The organism is Achromobacter aegrifaciens, assembly GCF_902859965.1.
Taxonomy (GTDB): domain Bacteria; phylum Pseudomonadota; class Gammaproteobacteria; order Burkholderiales; family Burkholderiaceae_B; genus Achromobacter; species Achromobacter aegrifaciens.
The window spans coordinates 1169506-1191133 of record NZ_CADIKO010000003.1 but is presented as its reverse complement, the minus strand read 5'-3'; the positions used below and the strand labels follow the sequence as shown (position 1 = coordinate 1191133).

Here is a 21628-nt window from a genome sequence, read left to right as displayed (position 1 = left end):
ACGCACGAGATTCACCTATGAAATGGCTAATTCCCGGGATCTGGCTGAGCGCCATCCTGTTTGCGCACTTCCGCGGCCGCGTCAAGCTGCCGCTGGGCCGCCAATTGCTGGACCATTCCGTACTGCTAGCCCCCGTCAACGCCTTCATGGTGCTGACCTCGCGGGTTCCCACCACGCCCTACCTGACGACCAGCGAAATCGCCGAACTCAAGGTGCTGGACGACAACTGGGAAACGATCCGCGAAGAAGCCCAACAGATGGCCGAGCTGCGCCGCATCAAGGCCGCCGACACTCATAACGACATCGGCTTCAATTCCTTCTTCAAGTACGGCTGGAAGCGTTTCTACCTGAAGTGGTACGACGCGCGCCACCCGTCCGCCGAAGAACTCTGCCCCAAGACCGTCGCCATCCTGAAGACCCTGCCCAAGGTCAAGGCCGCGATGTTCGCCGAACTGCCGCCGGGCGGGCAGTTGAACCCGCACCGCGACCCGTTCGCCGGGTCCCTGCGCTACCACCTGGGCCTGGTCACCCCGAACGACGACGGCTGCCACATCATCGTCGACGGCGAACACTACAGCTGGCGCGACGGCGAAAGCGTGGTTTTTGACGAAACCTACGTGCACGAAGCCTACAACCACACCGACCAGAACCGCATCATCCTGTTCTGCGACGTGGAGCGCCCGCTGAAGTGGCGCTGGGCCGAAGCCTTCAACCGCTGGTTCGGCCGCGTCGTCATGTCCGCCGCCAGCTCGCCCAACGACGGCGGCGACCAGACCGGCGCCATCAACAAGCTGACCCACGCCCACTGGGTCATCGACCAGAAGCGCAAGGCCTTCAAGGCCTGGAACCGCAATGTCTACAAGGCCACCAAGTACGGCCTGATCGCCCTGGTGGTCGTGGGCTTCCTGGCCCTGTAAGAAAAGGCGCCCGGACATCCGGGCGCCCCCCGTCAGCCAGATCGCGCAAGCGCCCACCGCCACAACGCAAGACACCGCGTATGCCATTTTTGGCCGCCCGGGCGGCCAAAAATGGCGGGCCCCGCAAACCTCTTCCCCACCCACGGCTTCAACATCGCGACGCCCCAAGACGCTCGTAGCCCGTCGGCGCGGGCGGCGTGGCGGCGAGCAACCTCGATGCGCCCGAGGGAATCGGAAGGAACCGCCGCAGGCGGTGACGACGATGACGACGGGGTAGTCCGGAGCGAACGCTCCGGACCGCAATCGTGGGCGCGAGCCGCCATGCCGTCCGCGCCGACGGGCGGCCTACGAAGACCCCGCCCGACGATCAATCACAATAGAAATAAAACAAACCACAATAGCAATCAACGCTTAAGCGACTCCCAGCTCTTCATCAACCGTTTCACAGAAACCGGCATAGGCGTCCGCAACTCCTGCGCAAACAATGCCACCCGCAGCTCCTCCAGCAGCCACCGGAACTCATCCAGCCGCGGATCCGGCGCCCCTTTCAGCGCCGACCGCGCCCGCTGATACTGCGTCAGCAAAGGCGCCATCTCCGCCACCAGCTTGGCATCCCTGGCCGGATCCGCCCGCAGCTTGTCGATGCGAGCCAGAACCGCCTTCAGATACCGCGGAAAATGCGCAAGCTGCGCATACGGCGTATCGCGGATGAACCATTTGGGCATCAACGCCCCCAGCTGCGCCTGCAAGTCCGCGTAGGCCGCAGCATGCGGCTTGGCCTGCGGCAACTTGCGCTGCACTGCCGCCCATTCCGTCAGCACCGCCCCCGCCAGCCGCGCCACTTCCTGCGCCAAAAGACCCAGCCGGCCCTTGCCCTCGGCCCGCCGGGCCTCGAACTGCTGCTCGTTGACCGGCCAGGGATCGGCCAGGCAAGCCTGCCCCAGCGCGCAGTCGATGATCTGGTCGCGCAGCTCTTCCTGCGTCCCCAGCGTCATGTAGAGCATGCTGATCTTGGTCAGGTCCGCCAGGTTCTTTTCCAGGAACTTCACCTGCTCGCGCAAGCCCAGCCGGAACAGCCTGAGCAAGCCCGCGCGGTGGTGCTTGCGCGCTTCGTCCGGATCGTCGAACACGTCCAGGTCGCAATGCGCGCCGCGGTCCACCAGCGCCGGATAGCCGATCACCGACTGCCCGCGCCGCTTGATCTCCATGATCTCCGGCAAGGGGCCGAAGGACCAGGAAGTCAGGTTCTCGTGCGCCAGCGCCTGGGCCACCTGGGTGTCGCTGGCCGCCAGTTGCTGGAACGTGGCCTGCGCCTGCTTGCCGAACTCGGCGCGCAGTTGCGCCAGGTTGCGTCCGGCCGCCAGCATGCGGCCGTGCTCATCCACCACCCGGAAGTTCATGAACAGGTGGGCCGGCAGGGTCTCCAGCTTGAAGTCCGCCGCGGCTGGGCGGATCTGCACCTGGTCCCACATGTCGGCGATGATGGCATCGACCAACCCCTGCTGCGGGTCGGCCTGGCGCTCGAACCAGCGGTCGTAGAAGCCTGCGGCATAGTCCGGCAGCGGCACGCAGTGGCGGCGCAGCTTCTGCGGCAGCGACTTCAGGAGCAGGTGCACCTTTTCCTTCAGCATCCCGGGCACCAGCCATTCGCAGCGCGCCGGATCGATCTGGTTGAGCGCGAACAGCGGCACCGACAGGGTCACACCGTCACGCGGCGAACCGGGTTCGAAGTGGTAATCCAGCGCCATCGACACGCCCTGCCATTCCACCTTCTTGGGAAAGACATCGGTCGTGACGCCCGCGGCCTCGTGGCGCATCAGTTCGTCGCGCGTCAGCAGCAGCTTGGCGGCGGCAGCCTTGTCCAGCCCCGACACCCACTTTTCCAGCGTCGCCGTCTGCGAAATGTCGGCCGGCAGTTGCCTGTCGTAAAAGGCGTGGATCAGCTCGTCGTCGACCAGGATGTCCGGGCGGCGGGTCTGATGTTCCAGCTTTTCGATGCCTGCGATCAGCTTGCGGTTGTGCGCCACGAACGCCAGCCGCGTGTCGATCTCGCCCGGCACCAATGCCTGACGGATGAACAGCTCGCGCGCCTGGGTCGGATTGACCCGGCCGTACTGGATGCGCCGGCCGGTGTAGATGGTCAGCCCGTAAAGCGTGGCCCGTTCATTGGCCACCACCTGCCCGGCCTTCTTTTCCCAACGCGGATCGGACCAGTTCTTGCGGATCAGGTGCGCGCCGACTTTTTCCAGCCACACCGGATCGATGCGCGCCACGCAACGCGCGTACAGCCGCGTGGTCTCGACCAGTTCGGCCGCCACGATCCAGCGCCCCGCCTTCTTCACCAGCCGCGAACCGGGGTGGATATGGAAGCGGATCTCGCGCGCGCCCTGGTAATGACCGCCTTCGTCGCTCTTGAAGCCGATATTGCCCAACAGGCCCGACAGCAGCGCCATGTGCAGCTGCTCGTAGGTGGCCTCGGTCTGGTTCAGGCGCCAGCCCTGCTCGCCCACCAGCGCGGCCAGCTGCGTGTGCACGTCGTGCCATTCGCGCAGCCGGATCGGCGACAGGAAGTTCTGGCGCAGCAGGGCCACCAGCTTGCGCTGCGAGGCCTTGTGCTGCACCTGCTCGCCGTACCAGCGCCACAGCTTCAGGAAGGAGATGAACTCGGACTTGTCGTCGGCGAACTTGGCGTGCGCGGCTTCAGCCGCCTCGCGTTCCTGCATGGGGCGATCGCGCGCGTCCTGCACCGACAGGGCCGAGGCGATGATCAGCATCTCGGCCAGGCACTGGTGTTCGCGCGCGGCCAGGATCATGCGGCCGATGCGCGGGTCCACCGGCAGCTTGGCCAGTTCATGTCCCGTGCGCGTCAGCACGAAGGACGAGCCGGTACGGGAAGCGTCCGTGTCGTCGTCCGAGGCCGACGCCAGTTCGATCGCGCCCAGTTCCTGCAGCAGATGGTAGCCGTCGGCCACCGCGCGCCCGGGCGGCGCCTCGACGAAGGGGAACTGCTCGATGTCGTCCAGCTTCAGGGACTTCATCCGCAGGATGACCGAGGCCAGCGACGAGCGCAGGACTTCCGGGTCCGTGAACGGCGCCCGGTTGTTGAAGTCCAGCTCGTCGTAGAGCCGGATGCAGACGCCCGGCCCGACCCGGCCGCAACGGCCGGCGCGCTGGTTGGCCGAAGCGCGGCTGATCGGCTCGATGCGCAGCTGCTCGACCTTGTTGCGCCAGGAATAGCGCTTGATGCGCGCCAGCCCGCTGTCGACCACGAAGCGGATGCCCGGCACGGTCAGCGAGGTTTCCGCCACGTTGGTGGCCAGCACGATGCGCCGCGCATTGGTGCGCGGATGGAAGATCTGCTCCTGCTCGGCCTGCGACAGGCGCGCGTACAGCGGCAAGACTTCGGTGCCGGCCGGATGGCGCTTGCGCAGCGCCTCGGCGGATTCGCGGATCTCGCGCTCGCCAGGCAGGAACACCAGCACGTCGCCCGGGCCGTGGCGCGCGCACTCGTCCACCGCGTCCACGATGGCGTCGATCAGGTCGCGCTCCTCGTCGCCCGACATCCGTTCGCGGTCCCGGCCGGGCTTGGCCGGGGCGGCCTCGTCTTCCGGGAGCTCCTCGCGCACGGGACGGTAGCGGACCTCGACGGGGTACAGGCGGCCGGACACCTCGATGACGGGCGCGGGCCGGTCCTCGGAAGCGCCGAAGTGCCGGGCGAAGCGCTCGGCGTCGATGGTCGCCGAGGTGATGATGATCTTCAGATCCGGGCGGCGGGGCAGCAGCTGCTTCAGGTAGCCCAGCAGGAAATCGATGTTCAGGCTGCGCTCGTGCGCCTCGTCGATGATGATGGTGTCGTAGCGGCGCAAGAGCGGATCGCGCTGCGATTCGGCCAGCAGGATGCCGTCCGTCATCAGCTTGATGGACGCGTTGGGGCCGGTGCGGTCGTTGAAACGCACCTGGTAGCCCACGACCTCGCCCATGGGGGTGTTCAGCTCTTCGGCGATGCGCTTGGCCACCGACGTCGCGGCCAGGCGGCGCGGCTGGGTGTGGCCGATCATCTTCTGGCGGCCGCGGCCCAGCTCCAGGCAGATCTTGGGCAGCTGGGTGGTCTTGCCCGACCCGGTTTCGCCGCTGACGATCACCACCTGGTGGCTGGCGATGGCACGCGCGATCTCCTGGCGCCGCGCGCTGACGGGCAGGTCTTCGGGGTAGGTCACCACGGGTATGGGCCGCTCGGGGCGCGGCGCGCGGCGCGCGTTCTGCGCGTCTGCCGCTGCCGCCGGAGCCGCCGCGTCCGCGGCCTTGGGCGCACGCGGGCTGGAGGATTCAGGCATGTACGATTAGTCCGGTTAGTCCGGCATTATAAATTTCCGCGAGCCCGCTGCCGGCGCCGCGGGCGCAAACCGGTAAATCCGGCACCAAATTGGCACTCTTTTCCGGCTGCGCCGGGGCGCGACGGTCATATAATTTCGCCACGCCGTCGTCCGACGGCGCTATGGCGCGGCACGGCGCCGCGTTTTTGCTTACTCTCAGGAATCCTTCCGCCCATCATGCCCGACCTGGAACCAGACACCGTCTCCGCCCTTGAAGCCCCAGAATTCGCACCCGCCCAGTTCGTCCGATGGTTCCGAGAAGTGGCGCCTTATGTGCATGCGTTCCGAGGCAAGACGTTCGTGGTGGCTTTCGGCGGTGAACTGGTGCAGGCCGGCGCGCTGAACGCGCTGGTGCAGGACTTGTCGCTGCTGTCCTCGCTGGGCATCCGCCTGGTGCTGGTGCACGGCTCGCGTCCGCAGGTCAATGAGCAGCTGCGCCTGAAGGGCTTTACCCAGCAATTCGACCGCGGCCTGTCGCCCACCGACGCCGCCGCGCTGGAATGCGCCAAGGAAGCCGCCGGCGAAATCCGCCTGGACATCGAGGCCGCCTTCAGCCAGGGGCTGCCGAACACGCCCATGTCGCACGCCCATATCCGTGTCATCTCCGGCAACTTCGTCACCGCCCGCCCGACCGGCGTGCTGGACGGGGTGGACTACAAGCACACCGGCCAGGTGCGCAAGATCGACATCGACGCGCTCAAGTTCGCCATCGAAAAGGGCTCGTCCGTGGTGCTGTTGTCGCCGCTGGGCTTCTCGCCCACCGGCGACGCGTTCAACCTGGCCATGGAAGACCTGGCCACCAGCGTCGCGGTGGCGCTGCGCGCTGAAAAACTCATCTTCCTGTCCAGCTCGCAGGGCGTGCTGAACGACGACGGCACGCTGGACACTGAACTCGCCCGCGTGGACGCCGACGCCCTGCTGGCCGGCGGTGAACTCGACGAAGAGACCCACGCCTTCCTGCAGTACGCCTCGCTCGCGGTCAAGCGCGGCGTGGCCCGCGCCCACCTGCTGCCGTTCGCGCTGGACGGCAGCGTGCTGCTGGAAATCTTCACCCACGACGGCGTCGGCACCATGGTGGTGGAAGACACGCTGGACGACCTGCGCGCCGCCACGATCGACGACGTCGGCGCCATCCTCAGCCTGATCGAACCGCTGGAAGCCGACGGCACGCTGGTGCCGCGTCCGCGCAGCGTGGTCGAGCGCGACGTGGAAAACTTCACCGTGCTGGAGCACGACGGCGTCATCTACGGCTGCGCGGCCCTGCACAGTTTCCCCGAAGAGCAGATGGCCGAAATGGCCTGCCTGATCGTGCATCCGGAATGGCAGGGTTCGGGCGAAGGCGAAATCCTGCTGCGCCACATGGAATCGCGCGCGCGCGCCGTCGGCGCCAAGCGCCTGTTCGTACTGACGACGCGCACCTCGCACTGGTTCATGAAGCGCGGTTTCGTGCAGGGCGGCATCGCCGACCTGCCGCGTGAGAAACAGCACAATTACAACCGTTCGCGCAACAGCCTGGTCTTCATCAAGAAGCTGTAACACCCGGGCTACCCGCAGGGTCCGCAGGGGCTTGGCGCCATCAGGTCGCCAAGCCCGTTAAAATGCAGGATTACTCATTTCTTCCGGCAGCGAACCATGGCCCGTATCGTCAACTGTGTAAAACTGAAGCGTGAAGCCGAAGGGCTGGATTTCCCCCCCTACCCCGGCGAACTCGGCACCAAGATCTGGCAGAGCATTTCCAAGGAAGCTTGGGAAGAATGGAAGGCCATCCAGACGCGCCTGGTCAATGAAAACCGCCTGAACCTTGCGGACGCCCGCGCCCGCAAGTACCTGAAGGAACAGATGGAGCGCTTCCTGTTCGAAGACGGCACCGTCGAAGCGCAGGGCTACGTTCCGCCCTCGGCCTGATCCGGCCGCGCCTTTTCCGGCCGCAAGCTGATGGCGGCCCACCCGATGCAGCCCCTCGCCCGCGAGGGGCTGTTCATTTCCGGCGCCAGCGTCCGACTTGGCGCCGGCCTTAAGATTCAAGTACTGCTGGCCGTATCATCGCTGTCATGAAAGAAGAATCGCGCCTGTCCCCCTCCTCGCCCATCGAACGCGCGCTCGGCATCGCGCCCGACCGCCGCGCGGGCACGCTGCAGGACGTGCAGCACGTGGTGATCCTGATGCAGGAAAACCGCTCTTTCGACCACTATTTCGGCACCTTGCCCGGCGTGCGCGGCTTCGCCGATCCGCATCCCGCCCCCACGCTGACGGGCAATGTGCTGACGCAGGCGGATGGTGCGGCGCAAGTCCGCCCCTATGCCCTGCAGGCCGAATACGCCAGCGATGCACAGGTGGGCTACATCACGCCGCACACCTGGGACGACGCGCAGCGCGCCTGGAACGACGGCCGCATGGACCAATGGCTGCCCGCCAAGAGCCGCCTGGGCATGGGCGCCTACCGTGGCGAGGAGGTGCCGTTCCAGACCGCGCTGGCAAACGCCTTCACCCTGTGCGACGCCTATCATTGTTCGATCCATGCCGGCACCAATCCCAACCGGCTGTTCCTCTGGACCGGCACCAATGATCCGCAAGGCCTGGCGGGCGGCCCAGCCCTGGTGAATACCTTCGACCGCCTGGGGCCCGCCAGCGAAGGCTATGCCTGGACCACCTATCCCGAACGCCTGCAGGACGCCGGCGTGGACTGGCGCATCTACCAGGACATGGCGGACAACTATCACGACAATCCGCTGGCCGGCTTCCAGCAGTACCGCCGGCAGCATGCGGGCGCGGCCGGCGACGCGCCCCTGCGCGACCGCGGCCTGTCCACGTGCACGCTGGACCAGTTGGCCCGCGACGTCGCCGCTGGCACGCTGCCGCAGGTGTCCTGGATCATTGCGCCCACGGCCGATTCCGAACACCCCGAGGTCTCGTCGCCGGCAAGGGGCGGTGCCTACACGGAGCGCGTGCTGGACATCCTGACCCGCAATCCCGAGGTCTGGAGCCGCTGCGTGTTCTTCGTCACCTACGACGAGAACGACTGCTTCTTTGACCACATGCCGCCGCCTGCGCCGCCTGCCCGCGCGGCCGACGGCCTATCGGGCGGCCTCTCCACGGTCGAGCTGGACGGCGAATACCACGATGTGCGCCATGGGCCCAGCGCCGCCACGCCCGACGACCCTGCCGGACTGCATGGGCGCGGGTTCGGGCTGGGGCCGCGCGTGCCGATGCTGGTGGTCTCGCCCTGGAGCCGTGGCGGCTGGGTCAATTCCCAGGTGTTCGACCACACGTCGGTGATCCGTTTCCTGGAAGCGCGATTTGGCGTGCTGGAACCCAATATCAGCGCCTGGCGGCGCGAGATCGCCGGCGACCTGACCTCGGCCTTCGACTTCGCTGCCGCCCGCGGCGCGCACGCCGAAGGCCTGCGCCAGGCTTGCGCCCTGCCGTACGCGCTGGACGTCCAAGGCCGCATGGCTGCCGACGGCGGACATTACCGGCTGACCCTGCGCAATCCCGGCGCCGCAGGCGCGGTGCTGCATGTCTACGACCGCCACGCGCTGGAACACGCGCCGCGCCGCTATACCGTGAGCGCGGGCGCGCGGCTGGACGACGGCTGGCGCCTGCACGCCGATGGCGCCTATGACTTGTGGCTGCTGGGCCCCGACGGCCTGCACCGGCACTTCCGCGGCGATGCGCGCGATGCCGGCACGCTGGAGGCGCAAGTGATGCCGGCGGCGACCGGCCTGAGCCTGCGTCTCGTCAATCGCGGCGAAACGCCGCAGGCGGTAAAAGTGGAGTCGCGCATGGGCGACGGCTGGTGCGCCATGGCGCACGTGCAAGCGGACGGCTCGCTGGATCTTGCCTACGGCGGTTGCCAGGGATGGTACGACCTGGAGATCACCGCGCTTGCCTTGCCGGCATTCGGCCGCAGGCTGGCGGGCCGCATCGACGCCGGCAAAGCCGGCCTGCCGGACCCGCGCCTGCAGGCAGGGGCGACGCTGCCCCTGGACTGACGCTTACTCTTCCGTGTCTTCTTCTTCACCGCGCGCCAGGCGCTCGGTGTTCTTCACGCCGGTATGGCGCACGTCGGCGCCCTTGACCATGTAGATCACGCGCTCGGACATGTTCTTGGCGTGGTCGCCGATGCGTTCCAGCGCGCGCGCGATGAAGATCATGTCGATGGCGCGCGAGATGGTGCGCGGATCTTCGATCATGTACGTGATCAGGTGGCGCAGCGCGCCCTTCCATTCCTTGTCCACTTCCTTGTCGCTGCGCACGACGGCGGCGGCCTGGATGGGATCGAGGCGGGCGAACGCGTCCAGCGCCTGATGCAGCATGGTGCGCACATTGGCAGCCATGTGGCGCAGTTCGATCACCGGGATGTGGCGCAGTTCGGCTTCGTGGATGCGGCGCGCGACGGTGGCGACCTTCTCGGCTTCATCGCCGGAACGCTCCATGTCGGTCAGCATCTTGGACACGGCCATCAGCATGCGCAGGTCGATGGCGGTGGGCTGGTGGCGCGCCAGGATGCGGCTGATGCTCTCGTCGATTTCGACTTCGTGGCGGTTGACTTCCTTTTCACGCTCACGGACTTTCTCGACCAGCGAAATGTCGCCGCTGGCGAGCGCGTCGATGGCCTCCTGGATCATGGCTTCCACAAGGCCGCCCATTTGCAGGAACTGCGAACGGACGCTTTCGAGGTCCGCATCGAACTGCTTGTTTGTATGCTCCGACATCCGGGCTCCCTGCGTGTTTGGTCTCATTGCACTGCCCTGAAAAAAGGATATTACGAGATGGGCCTGCACAACCCGCAAGGTTATGACCCAAGTGTGACAGGATTATGAACACGGACCCCGGCGGCCACAAGGCGGGCCGGCCGGGGCAACGCCGGGAGGCGTCGGCAAGCGGACTCAGGCGCGGCGGTCCAGCCGACGGATGCCGTTTTGCGTGGCCAGCAGGGCCACGTCGGCGCCCGCGATCGCGAACAGGCCGCAGGTCACTACGCCCGCCAGATTGTTGACCCGAGCTTCCAGGCCCGGCGCGTCGGTGATGGACAGGCCGGACACGTCCAGGATGACGTTGCCGTTATCGGTGACGAATCCCTCGCGCAGCTTGGGCTGACCGCCCAGCGCCGCCAGGGCGCGCGCCACGGATGCGCGCGCCATGGGGATGACTTCGACGGGCAGCGGGAACTTGCCCATGGTCTGCACCAGCTTGGACTCGTCGGCGATGCAGATGAAGCGCTCGGCCACCGAAGCCACGATCTTCTCGCGCGTCAGCGCGCCGCCGCCGCCCTTGATCATGTGCAGGTTGGCGTCGATCTCGTCGGCGCCGTCGACGTAGATCGGCATCGTCGTGATGTCGTTCAGGTCCAGCACCTTCAGCCCGTGTCCGGCAAGCCGGGCGGCGCTGCGCTCGGAACTGGCCACCGTGCCGCCGATCCGGCCCTTGAAACGGGCCAGGCCGTCGATGAAGAGATCCGCCGTGGAGCCCGTGCCCACGCCGATGATGGCGTCGGGTCCTGCGACCTGTTCAACGAATTCCAGGGCCGCGTCGGCGGCTTGCTGCTTGAGTTCTTGCTGGGAAAGCATGGCGAAAAATGCGGGAAGGTTGGTCAAGCCAGGAAATTTAGCATGCGGCAGCAGGCCACGCCCGCGCCAGGATGGCCTGCACATCCGCGCCCGCCGCCAGTTCGCCGAACACGCCGCCGCCCGCGTTCAGGCGGCTGGCGACGAAAGCCTGCGCCACCGGCGCAGGCGAATGCTGGATCAGCAAGGCAGCCTGCCACAAGCGCGCCAGGCCGGCGGCGATGCGGCGAGCCTGGAACTCGGCCTGGACGCCATCAGCCAGCAAGGTCCGCCAGCGCGCCAGCGCGTCGTCGAAGTCCTGGTACTGCCCCGCCGCCTGCGCGAACTCGCGCTCCAGCGCGGGCAGCGCTCCGGCCTCGCGCTGCAAGGCGCGCAATACGTCCAGCGCCATGACGTTGCCGGAGCCTTCCCAGATGGAATTGACCGGGGTTTCGCGGTAAAGCCGGGGCATAGGGCCGTCGTCCACGTAGCCGTTGCCGCCCCAGACCTCCATGCATTCGGCCACCGCGGCGATCGCGCGCTTGCAGACCCAGAGCTTGGCGGCCGGCGTGCCCACGCGGACCAGGGCCCGCGCCGCGGCGTCGGCGCGCTCGTCCACGGCGCGCGCCAGCCGCAGGCCCAGCATCATGGCCGCCTCGCTTTCAAGCGCCAGGTCGGCCAGCACGTTGCGCATCAGCGGCTGCTCGATCAAGGGCTTGCCGAAGGCGTGACGGTGGCGCGCATGATGCGCCGACTGCACCAGCGCCTGCCGCAGCAGCGCCGCGCTGCCCAGCACGCAATCCAGCCGGGTGGTGGCGGCCATCTCCAGCAGCACGGCCAGGCCGCGGCCCGGTTCGCCCACCATGACGCCCCAGGCTTCCTCGAATTCGACCTCGGCGCTGGCGTTGCTGCGGTTGCCCAGCTTGTCCTTCAGCCGGCGCACGCGCACGGCATTGCGCGGTCCGTCCGGTATCCAGCGCGGCACGAAAAAGCAACTGAGTCCTTCGTCGGTCTGCGCCAGCACCAGATGCGCGTCGGCCTGCGGCACCGAGAAAAACCATTTGTGGCCGACCAGCAAATAGGCGCGGCCGCGGCCGGGCGCGCCTACTGGCGTGGCGCGCGTGGTGACGGCGCGCAGGTCGGAGCCGCCCTGCTTCTCCGTCAGGCCCATGCCGATCAGGGCCGAGCGCTTCGCGGCCAGCGGCGCGTCGGCGCCGTCGAACTCCCGCGAATACAGGGCGTTCAGCCATTGCCCGCCGAAATCCACGACGCCCGCAGGTTCACGCTGCAACAGCGGCACCGCGGCAAACGTCATGGTGGTGGGACACAGGCTGCCCGCCTCGACCTGCCCCTGCATGACATAGGCCGCGGCCCGCGCCACCTGCGCGCCCGGCTCGGGCTGCGCCCAGGCGCGGCTGTGCAGGCCGCGCGCCATGATGCCGCCCATCAGCAGATTCCAGGACGGATGGAATTCGACGCGGTCGATGCGGTGGCCGCCGCGGTCGTAGCTGACCAGGCGCGGCGTGCAGCGGTTGGCCTGCGCGCCGGCTTCCAGCGTCTGCGCGCGGCCCAGCCAGGCGCCATGCGCCGCCAGGTCCGGCTCCCAGGCTTGCGCGCCTTCGCGCCGCACCGCCTCGCGCAAGGCCGGGTCGGTTTCGTACAAGGAGTAGTCCTCCAGGGGCGGCACCTGGTTGGATACGGTATGTGTCGCGAACGATGACATGGCTGCTCCCTGGATCGGTCCACTGATGCGCCGCCAGCCCGCGGCGCGGTCAGCCCCTTCGGGCCTATCTGGCCATCGGCGCCACCAGGGCCCAGGGCCGCAGCGCCTCGACCTGCGCCGCCAGCTCCAGCAGCAGCGCCTCGCTGCCCAGCGGCCCCATCAGCTGGATGCCGATGGGCAGGCCGTCGGACGACATGCCGAAGGGGATGGAGATGGCGGGCATGCCGGTCAGATTGGCCAAGGGCGCAAACGGCGAATAGCCGATGACGCCCTTCTTGCCCAAACGGTAGGCCAGGTAGTCGGCGTTGTCCATGGCGTAGCGGCCGATGGGCGCCGGCGGCTGCGCCAGCACCGGGCTCAGGAACAGGTCGTAGCCTTGCGCGCCGTCGCGTTCCAGGAAGCGGCCGACCCGGCGCGTGATCTCGTGGCAGGTATCGACGCAGGCCACGTACTGCGCGCCGGAGATGGCGCGGGCGTATTCGCGCGCGCCCAGCGTTGTTGGTTGCAATTCATCGGCGGCCAGGCGGCGGCCGCGCGCGGCCACGAAGGCGTCAATGGCGTTGGCCGCCGCGCTCGCGATCAGCGGCAGCATCGGCGACAGCACCTCCTCGGATCCCACCGGCGGCGCGGCAGGCACGAGTTCATGGCCCAGCGACGCGAAAAGCTGCGCGGCCTCGTCCACGGCGGCCGCCACTTCAGGATGGATGGCCTCGCCCTCGTAGGTCGTGTTGACGAAGGCAATGCGACGCCGTGCGGCCGATTGCGGATCAGCAGCGACGCGCGCCACCACGGCGCGGTAGGAGTCAGCCGGCAGTGCCGGCGCGGCGTAAGGCGCACCCACGTCGGCGCCGGCGCTGATGTCCAGCGACGCGGCGCAGTCGCGCACCGACAGGGTCATCATGTGTTCGGTGGCCAGGCCGCCCCAGCCTTCACCCTTCAGCGGGCCCAGCGGCATCAAGCCGCGCGAAGGCTTCAGGCCCAGCACGCCGCAGCAGGACGAAGGAATGCGGATCGACCCGCCGCCGTCACTGCCATGGGCGATGCGCACCATGCCGCTGGCCAGCGCAGCGCCCGCGCCGCCGCTGGACCCGCCCGCGCTATGGCCCGCCTTCCAGGGGTTCTGGGTGGCCGGCCCGTAGACCGGCGATTCGGTGGTGGGGCTCAGGCCCAATTCGGCGCTGGTCGTGCGACCGAACGGAATCAGGCCCGCGCGGCGGTAGCGCTTGACGATCTCGGCGTCGACGTTCCATTCCACCTGGCCGTACAGCACCGAACCCATGGCGCTGGGCAGGCCCAGCGCCGCCGTGCCCAGGTCCTTGAGCAAGGTGGGTACGCCCAGGAACGGCCGTTTCTGCAATTGCGCCAACCGCTGTTCCTGCGACAGGCCGCCCAGCTCCTCGTCCAATGACTGCGCCAGGCGCAGGCCGATTTCCGCCTGCAGGCCGCAGGCGGCGTTGATCGAGGGATTGCGGGCCGCCACCCGGTCCACCGCCTGCTGCATCGCAGCAAGCGCAGTGGTGACCCCTTGTGCGATATCAGCGCCCAGCGCCGTCGCGTCCAGGGTGGAGGAATCATGGCGTTCAGCGATGCTCATGCTTGCAATGCTCCAGGTGACTGACGGCGGATTGCCGCTGACGCCAGGATATCGGCAGTCGCTGCGGGCAACAAGCTCACGCCCCTGCGATGCCGCCGCGGCCGGATCAGTTCTGGCCTGCGGCCTGGTCTTCGTCGTCGTCCCCGGCGTCGCCCTCGTCCGCAGTGCCGAGCAGGAGCCGGGCGTCGGCTTCGGGTAGCGCCTCGACGGCTTTCAGGTTCTTGAGCATGGCGCGGGTGCGCACTTCCGTCTGGCCGATCTTGTTGCTGGCGGTGTCCAGCGTCTTCTTGACGCTGGCCAGGGATTCACCGAACTTGCCGAATTCCGTCTTGACCGCGCGCAGCACCTGCCAGACCTCGGACGAGCGCTGTTCGATCGCCAGCGTGCGAAACCCCATCTGCAGGCTGTTCAACAATGCCGCCAGGTTGCTGGGGCCGGCCACGTTGACGCGCAGGTCATGCAGCTTATCGAGCAGGCCCGGGCGGCGCAGCACCTCCGCGTACAAGCTCTCGGTAGGCAGGAACATGATGGCGAAGTCGGTGGTGTGCGGCGGCGCCACGTACTTGCCGGCGATCAGGCGCGCCTGCAGTTCCACCGCGCGGCCCAGCGCGGCGCCGGCGTTCTTCACGCCTTCGGTGTCGGCGGCTTCCTGCGCGTCCATGAGGCGCTCGTACTCTTCCTTGGGAAACTTGGCGTCGATCGGCAGCCAGACGGGTTCGCCGCCATCGCCGCGCCCCGGCAGGCGGATGGCGAACTCCACCACGGCATCGCTGCCCGGCACGGGCTTGATGTTGCTGGCGTATTGGTCCGGCGTCATGTTGTCCTCGATCAGCCTGGCCAGTTGCACCTCGCCCCAGGTGCCGCGCGACTTGACGTTGGTCAGCACCCGCTTCAGGTCGCCCACGCCCGCCGCCAGGGCCTGCATTTCGCCCAGGCCCTTGTGCACGGCCTCCAGGCGGTCCGACACCAGCTTGAAGGACTCGCCCAGGCGCTGCTCCAGCGTGGCGTGGAGCTTTTCGTCCACGGTGCGGCGCATTTCGTCGAGCTTGGCGCTGTTGTCGGTTTGCAACGATTGCAGCCGCTGGTCGACCGTGGCGCGCACTTCCATCAGGCGCCGCTCGTTGATCTGGATGAGGCCCTGCAGTTGCTCGGAGAAGCCCGCCGCAAAGCGCGCCAGCGATTCCGCCGACTCCGCGCGCGCGGCCTGGGCGTCACGCGACAACCCGGCGCGCAAATCGCCATGCGACTGCGACAGCTCCACCCTCAGGGCGCGGGTGGAGTCCGCGAATTCGCTGCGCAGGCCGCGCTGCCCTTCCGCGATGTCGGCGCGCAGCGCGCGCTCGGTGCGTTCCAGGCTTTCCAGCAGCGCATCGAGCCGGGCATCCTGCGCGGGCGGGCGCAGCCATGCCAGCAAGGCCGCCAAAAAGGCCAGAACGGCGCCGCCCGCGGCGATCCAAAGCAGATGTATGTCGTTCAAAAGATGCGTCTCCAAAGCCGGGATTGTAGGACTCCGGCCACGCCTTCCCCGGTAAATCCGGCCGAGATTCGGCATCTGGCGGACTCATGCTCCAGCTCAAGGATTAAACTCGGGAGCATCCAAACAGGCTTGATCTCCCCTTGAACCCCGCAGATCCTTCTCTCTGTACGCCCGCGGCGTCTTTCCAGTCCATCTTCGGGCCGCTGGACCTGAACGCCGCCACGCCGGTCGCCTCCGGCCATGACCGGCACATCTTCCAGCACCCCAACATGCCGTCCTTGCTCGTCAAGGTCATGGACATGCGCGCCCGCGCGATTTATCTGGAGGCCCGCCCGTTCAAGCGCTGGTATAAGCAATACCAGCGCGAAAGCGCGTACCGCGTCTACCTGACCGAAATCTACGAATACGTCACCACCACCACCCGCCCCTCGGGCGTATGGCAGGTGCCCATGGCGCGCATACTCGGCGTGGCCCAAACCACGCTGGGCTTGGGCCTGGTCGTCGAGAAAATCCGCGACGCCGACGGCAACATCGCCCCCACCGTGACGGACCTGGCCAGGCAGGGCAAGCTCGACGACGCCCTCAGCGCGCAGCTGGACGAATTCTTCCAGGATCTGGCCGATGCCCACGTGGTTCTGCACGATGTCTCCGCCAGCAACATCGCCTGTGGCCTGAATGCCGACGGCAAGCAGGGCTTGTACCTGATCGACGGCTTCGGCGGCCTGCCGCTGATCCCGATCTATGCCTGGAGCAAGCGCCTGAACAGCCGGCGCATCCACCGCAAGTACGTGCGCATGCGCGCGGCCCTGGCCGAACGTATTGCCACCGGCGGGTTCTGACGCGCCCTGCGCAGACGCGGCCGGGGCGCGGGCCGGTCGGTTACGCCTGCGGCGCCTCTGGCAACACCACGCCCTGGCGGTCCACCCATACGTAGTCGTGGCCGGCGCGCTGTCCGCGGCGCAAGGGATTGCGCGTGCAAAAGGCCGCGTAAGCAGGGTCCACAAAACGGTAGTGCAGGTGTTCGTCCCGGCCCAGCGGAATGCCCAGGCGCGTGGTGCAGATCAGGGCTTCGGGCGACTCCCCCACATCCTCCACATACAGCGCCTGCGGGTCGAAACCGCGTGCGTCCCAGTCCGGCACTTTCAGGCCCAGCGCCCGGCACAGCAGGGTCTGGCCGGCGCACAGGCCGGAGACCGGTCGCGGCCGCCCCTGTGCATCGGGGTTCAACTCCAGCATGCGGGCCAGCGCTTGCGGTCCGGACAGCGCGTCCGTCCAGGGATAGGCGGATTTGATCAGCACGGCATTGCCCGGCCCTCCCGCGCTGAAATTCAGCGAATCCCCGCCGCGGGCGTAATACATGTAGACCGTACCGCCGTCCATGAACAGCGCGCGCCGCTTATGGGTGTACCCCAGCGACGCATGGCTGCCCTTCTCTTCCAGGTAATAGGCTTCGGTCTCGATGATGCGGGCCGACAGCCACAGGTCGCCCACGCGGTGGCGGATGACCTTGCCCGGCAGCTCGCGCGCCAGCTGGGCGGCATCGCGGTCGAAGAAGGCGTCAGGCAAGGCCCGGCCGGACGCGCCCGGCGCCAGGCCGGCCTGGGCCGGCGCCTCAGGCGAAACGTTCGCCGTAGCGCTTTTCGCTGAAGCCAACGCTCACCTCGCCATCGGGCGTGACCGTGACCGGGCGGCGCACCAATGCCGGATACTCGGCGATCAACTGGGTCCACTGCGCATCGGTGTGCGCCGTCTTGCGCTCTTCGGGCAGGTTGCGCCAGGTCATGGACGTGCGGTTGACCAGTTTTTCCCAGCCGCCGACCTGGTCAGCCCAGGCTTTCAGCGTGGCGGCCGGCACCGGGTTGTCGCGGTAGTCCACGAACCCGTGGGCGACGCCATGCGCCGTCAGCCAGTCGCGCGCCTTGACGCAGGTGCTGCACTTGGTCAGGCCATACAGGGTGGTTTGCTTCATTTGGGTTCGGACTCCTTGCGCCATTGCATGCGGTTGGCCAGGATCACGCAAGTGCCGACCGCCAGGATGAAGAGGGTCGCCAGCGCGTTGATCTCGGGTTTCAGGCCCAGGCGCACGCGCGAGAAAACTTCCATGGGCAACGTGCTGGAGCTGGGGCCGGACAGGAACGAGGCCAGCACCACGTCGTCCAGCGACAGGGTGAAGGACAGCAGCCAGGCCGAGGCCAGCGCCGGCGCGATCAGCGGCAGCGTGATCTTGAAGAACACGGTCATGGGCGTGGCGCCCAGGTCCAGCGCGGCTTCTTCCAGCGAACGGTCCAGGTCGCGGATGCGGGTCTGGATGACCACCGCGACAAAGGCCATGCACAGGGTCACGTGGCCGACCCAGATCGTGAAGATGCCGTTTTCGGCGGGCCAGCCCAGGCTGCCGCGCAGTTCCACGAACATCAGCAGTAGCGAGATGCCCAGCACCACTTCGGGGATGACCAGCGGCGCGCTGAGCATGCCCACGTACAAGGCGAAGCCGCGGAAGCGCCCCATGCGCCCCAGCACGTAGCCGGCCCAGGTGCCGATGATGACGGCGGCGGTGGCAGTCATGGCGGCAATGCGGAACGACAGCCAGGCCGCGCGCAGCAGCGCGTCGTCGTTGAACAGCGAGTGATACCAGCGGAACGAGAAACCGGTCCAGGACGTGACGGTGGGCGACTCGTTGAACGAGAACACCATCAGGCTGATGATGGGCACGTACAGGAAAAAGTACCCCAGTCCCAGCACGACGGCGCGCAAAGTCTTGTTGGGCCCGTTCATTTGCGGCCTCCGTTCGCCTGTTCCTGCTGCTTGACCTGGTTGTATTGGAAGTACACCAGCGGCACCAGCAGCAACAGCACCATCACGCAGGTCACGGCCGAAGCCATGGGCCAGTCGGCGTTGTTGAAGAACTCATTCCACATCACGCGGCCCATCATGAGCGTGTTGGCGCCGCCCAGCATTTCGGGGATCACGTACTCGCCCACCGCCGGGATGAACACCAGCATGGCGCCGGCAATCACGCCCTGGCGCGACAGCGGCACCGTGATCTGCCAGAACGCCTGCCAGGGCTTGGCGCCCAGATCGTAGGCGGCTTCCAGCAGGCGCAGGTCCATCTTCACCAGCGTGGCGTACAGCGGCAGGATGAAGAATGGCAGGTAGGCGTAAACCATGCCGATGTAGACGGCGACGTCGGTGCGGTAGATTTCCAGCGGACTGGAAATGATGCCCAGGCCCTGCAGCAGGTTGTTGAGCAGCCCGTCGTTGCGCAGGATGCCGACCCAGGCGTACACGCGCAGGAGCAGCGAAGTCCAGAACGGCAGGATCACACCCAAAAGCAGCAGGTTGCGCACCGCCGGCGACGAACGCGCGATGTAATAGGCGATGGGATAGCCGATCAGCACGCAGAAGAGCGTGGTGATGGCGGCGATCTTCACCGAATTCAGATACGTGGCGAAGTACAGGCTGTCCGTGAACAGCAGGATGTAGCCGCGCAGGTGCAGGCTGAACTGCACCGCCTCGTCCTTGAATTCCGCCAGGGACGTATAGGGCGGAATGCCGAACTTCAGTTCGGCGAAACTGATCTTCAGGACCAGCAGGAACGGCACCAGCAGGAACAGCACCAGCCAGGCGAACGGCGGCACCACCGCCAGCGCCCGGCCCGACGGCAACCAGTCGCGGGGCGAAAAGCGGATCATGACGCCAGCACCGTGGCGCTGTCGGCGTCCCAGCTGACGAAGATCTCTTCATCGATGCCGGGCGCGTCCATCTGGGCCAGCAACTGGCTGGGCACGCTGGCCTCGACCGTCTTGCCGGAATCCAGGCGGATCTGATAGAGCGCGTAGCTGCCCATCCAGGCCATGTGGCTGACCATGCCATGGGCCCAGTTGTATTCGGCTTCGGGCTGCTCGCGCGACACCACCAGCCGTTCAGGGCGGATGGAGACGTGCACTTCCATGCCCAGCGGCTCGCTCACGCCGTGGTTGACGAAGAGCGGACGGGTCAGCTCGCCGCACTCGATGGCGACGTGGTCCGGTTCATCGACCACGATGGTGCCGGTGAACATGTTGGTCGACCCGATGAAGCTGGCGACGAAGCGGGAATTCGGAAAGGCGTAGACGTCCTGCGGCGTGCCGCATTGGACGATCTGGCCTTCGGTCATGACGGCCAGGCGGTGGGCCATGGTCATGGCTTCTTCCTGGTCGTGCGTGACCATGATGCAGGTCACGCCGACCTGCTCCAGGATCTTCACGAGTTCGATCTGGGTCTTCTGGCGGATCTGCTTGTCCAAGGCGGACATGGGTTCGTCCAGCAGCAGCAGCTTGGGCCGCTTGACCAGGCTGCGCGCCAGCGCCACCCGCTGCTGCTGGCCGCCCGACAGCTGGTTGGGCTTGCGGCGCGAATAACCGGCCATCTGGACCAGGTCCAGGGCTTCGAACACGCGGTCATGGATCTCGGCCCGGTCCACGCCTTCCTGCTTCAGGCCGAAGGCCACGTTGGCCTCGACCGTCATGTGCGGGAACAGCGCGTAGGACTGGAACATCATGTTCACGGGCCGGCGGTACGGCGGCACGTGCGTGATGTCTTCGCCGTCCAGGAATATCTGGCCCGAGGTGGCTTCCTCGAAGCCCGCCAGCATGCGCAGCAAGGTGGACTTGCCGCTGCCCGAACTGCCGAGCAGGGCGAAGATCTCGTTGCGCTTGACCGAGAGATTGACGGAACGGACGGCGACCACATCGCCGAAGATCTTTACGACATCGGAAATCCGGACGAACTCGTCCGGATCGGCCGAATGCTGCGCCGAGTAACGGCTATCGCTCATGATGACTTATCTTCCAGACTTCAGCTCGGACCACATCCGGTTTTGCAGGCGTTGGATGTTCAAGGGCAGCGCCTTGATCACATACAGGGTCTTGGAGACGTCCGCCGGCGGGTAGATCATGGGGTTGTCGGCCACGTCCTTGACCACGAACTGCCGCGCCTCTTTGTTGGCGTTGGGATAGAACATGGTGTTGGTGATGGCCGCATGCACCTTGGGCGTTTCGATGTAGTTGATGAAGGCCAGCGCCTCTTCGGGATGCGGAGCATCCTTGGGGATGACCATCAGGTCGAACCACGCGGGCGCGCCGCCCTTCGGAATGAAGTAGTTCACTTCATAGGACTTCTTGGCGTCCTGGGCGCGCTTGCGAGCGATCATCACGTCGCCGGAAAAGCCGTAGACCATGCACAGGTCTCCCACGGCGAGCTCGTCGATATAGCCCGACGAGCTGAACTGGCGGATGTACGGGCGGATCTTCATCAACACGTCCAGCGCGGCCTTGTAGTCGTCGGCGTTGGTGCTGTTGGGATCCTTACCCAGGTACTTCAGCACGGCCGGGAACACCTGGGCGGCTTCGTCCAGCATGGAGATGCCGCACTCTTTCAGCTTGGCGGCGTTCTCGGGCTTGAAGATCATGTCCCAGTTAGCCAGGTCCACGCCGTCGCCCATGATCTGCTTGACCTTGGTGACGTTGTAGCCCAGGCCATTGGTGCCGTAGCCCCAGGGAATGGCGTATTCGTTGCCGGGATCGACGGTGGCGACCAGCGCCATGATTTCGGGATCCAGGTACTTCCAGTTCGGGATCTTGGACTTGTCCAGCTTCTGGAACAGGCCGGCTTCGATCTGGCGCGAGGCGTAATGCGTGGACGGGACAACGACGTCATAACCCGACTTGCCGGCCAACAACTTGGCCTGCAGGGTGTCGTTGCTGTCGTAGACGTCATAGCGGACCTTGATGCCGGTTTCCTTTTCAAAACCGGGAATTGTGTCCGGAGCCGTGTATTCGGCCCAGTTGTAGACGTTGACGACCTTGTTCTGCGCCACCGCCGCCGACGAGGCCGCCATGACCAGCATCGCCCCAAGCGCCAAGCGCATACCCGCCCGTAGTTTCATCACCAGCCCCCTTGCGTTATGCCGTATGTGACAGGAGTACCAAAAGGCGAAATGATAAAGCTTTTTAGCGAG

Annotated in this window: 17 protein-coding genes; 5 read left to right on the top strand and 12 right to left on the bottom strand. The window is 66.8% G+C overall.

Annotation, left to right across the window (positions count from 1 at the left end; translation table 11 throughout):
• The first annotated feature begins 17 nt into the window (after nt 1–17).
• Nucleotides 18–917, top strand: a complete 900-nt coding sequence (gene lpxO, locus HV793_RS24505; RefSeq protein WP_054451172.1) for a lipid A hydroxylase LpxO — start codon at nt 18–20, stop codon at nt 915–917.
• 404 nt (nt 918–1321) lie between these two features.
• Here the strand turns inward: lpxO and hrpA are convergent, their stop codons facing one another.
• Nucleotides 1322–5251: an ATP-dependent RNA helicase HrpA gene (gene hrpA, locus HV793_RS24500; protein WP_175214047.1), complete on the bottom strand. Its 3930-nt coding sequence runs from the start codon at nt 5249–5251 to the stop codon at nt 1322–1324.
• 216 nt (nt 5252–5467) lie between these two features.
• On the opposite strand from hrpA, the gene argA reads away from it, so the two are divergent.
• The 3 genes from argA (at nt 5468) to HV793_RS24485 (ending at nt 9282) form a co-directional block, all read left to right on the top strand.
• Entirely contained in the window at nt 5468–6826 is a 1359-nt protein-coding gene (gene argA, locus HV793_RS24495; protein WP_054451170.1) for an amino-acid N-acetyltransferase, read from the top strand.
• A 96-nt stretch (nt 6827–6922) separates the two neighbouring features.
• Nucleotides 6923–7195: an oxidative damage protection protein gene (locus tag HV793_RS24490; RefSeq protein WP_054451169.1), complete on the top strand. Its 273-nt coding sequence runs from the start codon at nt 6923–6925 to the stop codon at nt 7193–7195.
• A 146-nt stretch (nt 7196–7341) separates the two neighbouring features.
• Nucleotides 7342–9282, top strand: a complete 1941-nt coding sequence (locus HV793_RS24485) for a phosphocholine-specific phospholipase C (protein WP_175214046.1) — start codon at nt 7342–7344, stop codon at nt 9280–9282.
• 3 nt (nt 9283–9285) lie between these two features.
• Here HV793_RS24485 and phoU read toward each other — a convergent pair whose 3' ends face one another.
• From phoU to HV793_RS24460, 5 genes are all read right to left on the bottom strand, one after another.
• Entirely contained in the window at nt 9286–10005 is a 720-nt protein-coding gene (gene phoU, locus HV793_RS24480; RefSeq protein ID WP_054451167.1) for a phosphate signaling complex protein PhoU, read from the bottom strand.
• A gap of 174 nt (nt 10006–10179) precedes the next feature.
• Complete coding sequence (rpiA, locus tag HV793_RS24475) at nt 10180–10860, bottom strand: ribose-5-phosphate isomerase RpiA (protein WP_054451340.1); 681 nt, start codon at nt 10858–10860, stop codon at nt 10180–10182.
• Between the two features lie 37 nt (nt 10861–10897).
• Complete coding sequence (locus tag HV793_RS24470; protein WP_175214045.1) at nt 10898–12559, bottom strand: isovaleryl-CoA dehydrogenase; 1662 nt, start codon at nt 12557–12559, stop codon at nt 10898–10900.
• Between the two features lie 64 nt (nt 12560–12623).
• Nucleotides 12624–14153 carry an amidase gene (locus HV793_RS24465; protein ID WP_175214044.1) on the bottom strand — a complete coding sequence of 510 codons (1530 nt, stop codon included), beginning with the start codon at nt 14151–14153 and terminating at the stop codon, nt 12624–12626.
• A 106-nt stretch (nt 14154–14259) separates the two neighbouring features.
• Complete coding sequence (locus tag HV793_RS24460; RefSeq protein ID WP_119450496.1) at nt 14260–15630, bottom strand: DNA recombination protein RmuC; 1371 nt, start codon at nt 15628–15630, stop codon at nt 14260–14262.
• Between the two features lie 140 nt (nt 15631–15770).
• Between HV793_RS24460 and HV793_RS24455 the strand changes: the two genes are divergently transcribed.
• Nucleotides 15771–16469 carry a PhoP regulatory network YrbL family protein gene (locus HV793_RS24455; protein WP_054451163.1) on the top strand — a complete coding sequence of 233 codons (699 nt, stop codon included), beginning with the start codon at nt 15771–15773 and terminating at the stop codon, nt 16467–16469.
• 40 nt (nt 16470–16509) lie between these two features.
• Here HV793_RS24455 and HV793_RS24450 read toward each other — a convergent pair whose 3' ends face one another.
• Genes HV793_RS24450 through HV793_RS24425 form a run of 6 tightly spaced genes read right to left on the bottom strand, consistent with a single transcriptional unit; the run spans nt 16510 to nt 21556 of the window.
• Nucleotides 16510–17223, bottom strand: coding sequence for a DNA-3-methyladenine glycosylase (locus tag HV793_RS24450; RefSeq protein WP_125473255.1), 714 nt, complete (start codon nt 17221–17223; stop codon nt 16510–16512).
• A gap of 19 nt (nt 17224–17242) precedes the next feature.
• Nucleotides 17243–17599: an arsenate reductase gene (locus HV793_RS24445; RefSeq protein ID WP_175214043.1), complete on the bottom strand. Its 357-nt coding sequence runs from the start codon at nt 17597–17599 to the stop codon at nt 17243–17245.
• Entirely contained in the window at nt 17596–18405 is an 810-nt protein-coding gene (locus HV793_RS24440; RefSeq protein WP_042792726.1) for an ABC transporter permease subunit, read from the bottom strand. Before HV793_RS24440 ends, HV793_RS24445 begins: the two co-directional genes overlap by 4 nt.
• The gene (locus HV793_RS24435; RefSeq protein WP_119450498.1) at nt 18402–19322 is read right to left on the bottom strand and encodes an ABC transporter permease subunit; all 921 of its coding nucleotides are present in this window, start codon (nt 19320–19322) and stop codon (nt 18402–18404) included. Before HV793_RS24435 ends, HV793_RS24440 begins: the two co-directional genes overlap by 4 nt.
• Nucleotides 19319–20446, bottom strand: coding sequence for an ABC transporter ATP-binding protein (locus HV793_RS24430; RefSeq protein WP_054451160.1), 1128 nt, complete (start codon nt 20444–20446; stop codon nt 19319–19321). Before HV793_RS24430 ends, HV793_RS24435 begins: the two co-directional genes overlap by 4 nt.
• A 6-nt stretch (nt 20447–20452) precedes the next feature.
• Nucleotides 20453–21556, bottom strand: coding sequence for a polyamine ABC transporter substrate-binding protein (locus tag HV793_RS24425; protein WP_119450499.1), 1104 nt, complete (start codon nt 21554–21556; stop codon nt 20453–20455).
• Nucleotides 21557–21628 lie beyond the last annotated feature (72 nt).

What these genes read in the sequence shown, in the direction of transcription:
- lpxO (WP_054451172.1), top strand. Translation starts at nt 18, where the DNA reads ATGAAATGGCTAATTCCCGGGATCTGGCTGAGCGCCATCCTGTTTGCG.
- hrpA (WP_175214047.1), bottom strand. Translation starts at nt 5,251, where the DNA reads ATGCCTGAATCCTCCAGCCCGCGTGCGCCCAAGGCCGCGGACGCGGCG.
- argA (WP_054451170.1), top strand. Translation starts at nt 5,468, where the DNA reads ATGCCCGACCTGGAACCAGACACCGTCTCCGCCCTTGAAGCCCCAGAA.
- HV793_RS24490 (WP_054451169.1), top strand. Translation starts at nt 6,923, where the DNA reads ATGGCCCGTATCGTCAACTGTGTAAAACTGAAGCGTGAAGCCGAAGGG.
- HV793_RS24485 (WP_175214046.1), top strand. Translation starts at nt 7,342, where the DNA reads ATGAAAGAAGAATCGCGCCTGTCCCCCTCCTCGCCCATCGAACGCGCG.
- phoU (WP_054451167.1), bottom strand. Translation starts at nt 10,005, where the DNA reads ATGTCGGAGCATACAAACAAGCAGTTCGATGCGGACCTCGAAAGCGTC.
- rpiA (WP_054451340.1), bottom strand. Translation starts at nt 10,860, where the DNA reads ATGCTTTCCCAGCAAGAACTCAAGCAGCAAGCCGCCGACGCGGCCCTG.
- HV793_RS24470 (WP_175214045.1), bottom strand. Translation starts at nt 12,559, where the DNA reads ATGTCATCGTTCGCGACACATACCGTATCCAACCAGGTGCCGCCCCTG.
- HV793_RS24465 (WP_175214044.1), bottom strand. Translation starts at nt 14,153, where the DNA reads ATGAGCATCGCTGAACGCCATGATTCCTCCACCCTGGACGCGACGGCG.
- HV793_RS24445 (WP_175214043.1), bottom strand. Translation starts at nt 17,599, where the DNA reads ATGAAGCAAACCACCCTGTATGGCCTGACCAAGTGCAGCACCTGCGTC.
- HV793_RS24440 (WP_042792726.1), bottom strand. Translation starts at nt 18,405, where the DNA reads ATGAACGGGCCCAACAAGACTTTGCGCGCCGTCGTGCTGGGACTGGGG.
- HV793_RS24435 (WP_119450498.1), bottom strand. Translation starts at nt 19,322, where the DNA reads ATGATCCGCTTTTCGCCCCGCGACTGGTTGCCGTCGGGCCGGGCGCTG.
- HV793_RS24430 (WP_054451160.1), bottom strand. Translation starts at nt 20,446, where the DNA reads ATGAGCGATAGCCGTTACTCGGCGCAGCATTCGGCCGATCCGGACGAG.
- HV793_RS24425 (WP_119450499.1), bottom strand. Translation starts at nt 21,556, where the DNA reads ATGAAACTACGGGCGGGTATGCGCTTGGCGCTTGGGGCGATGCTGGTC.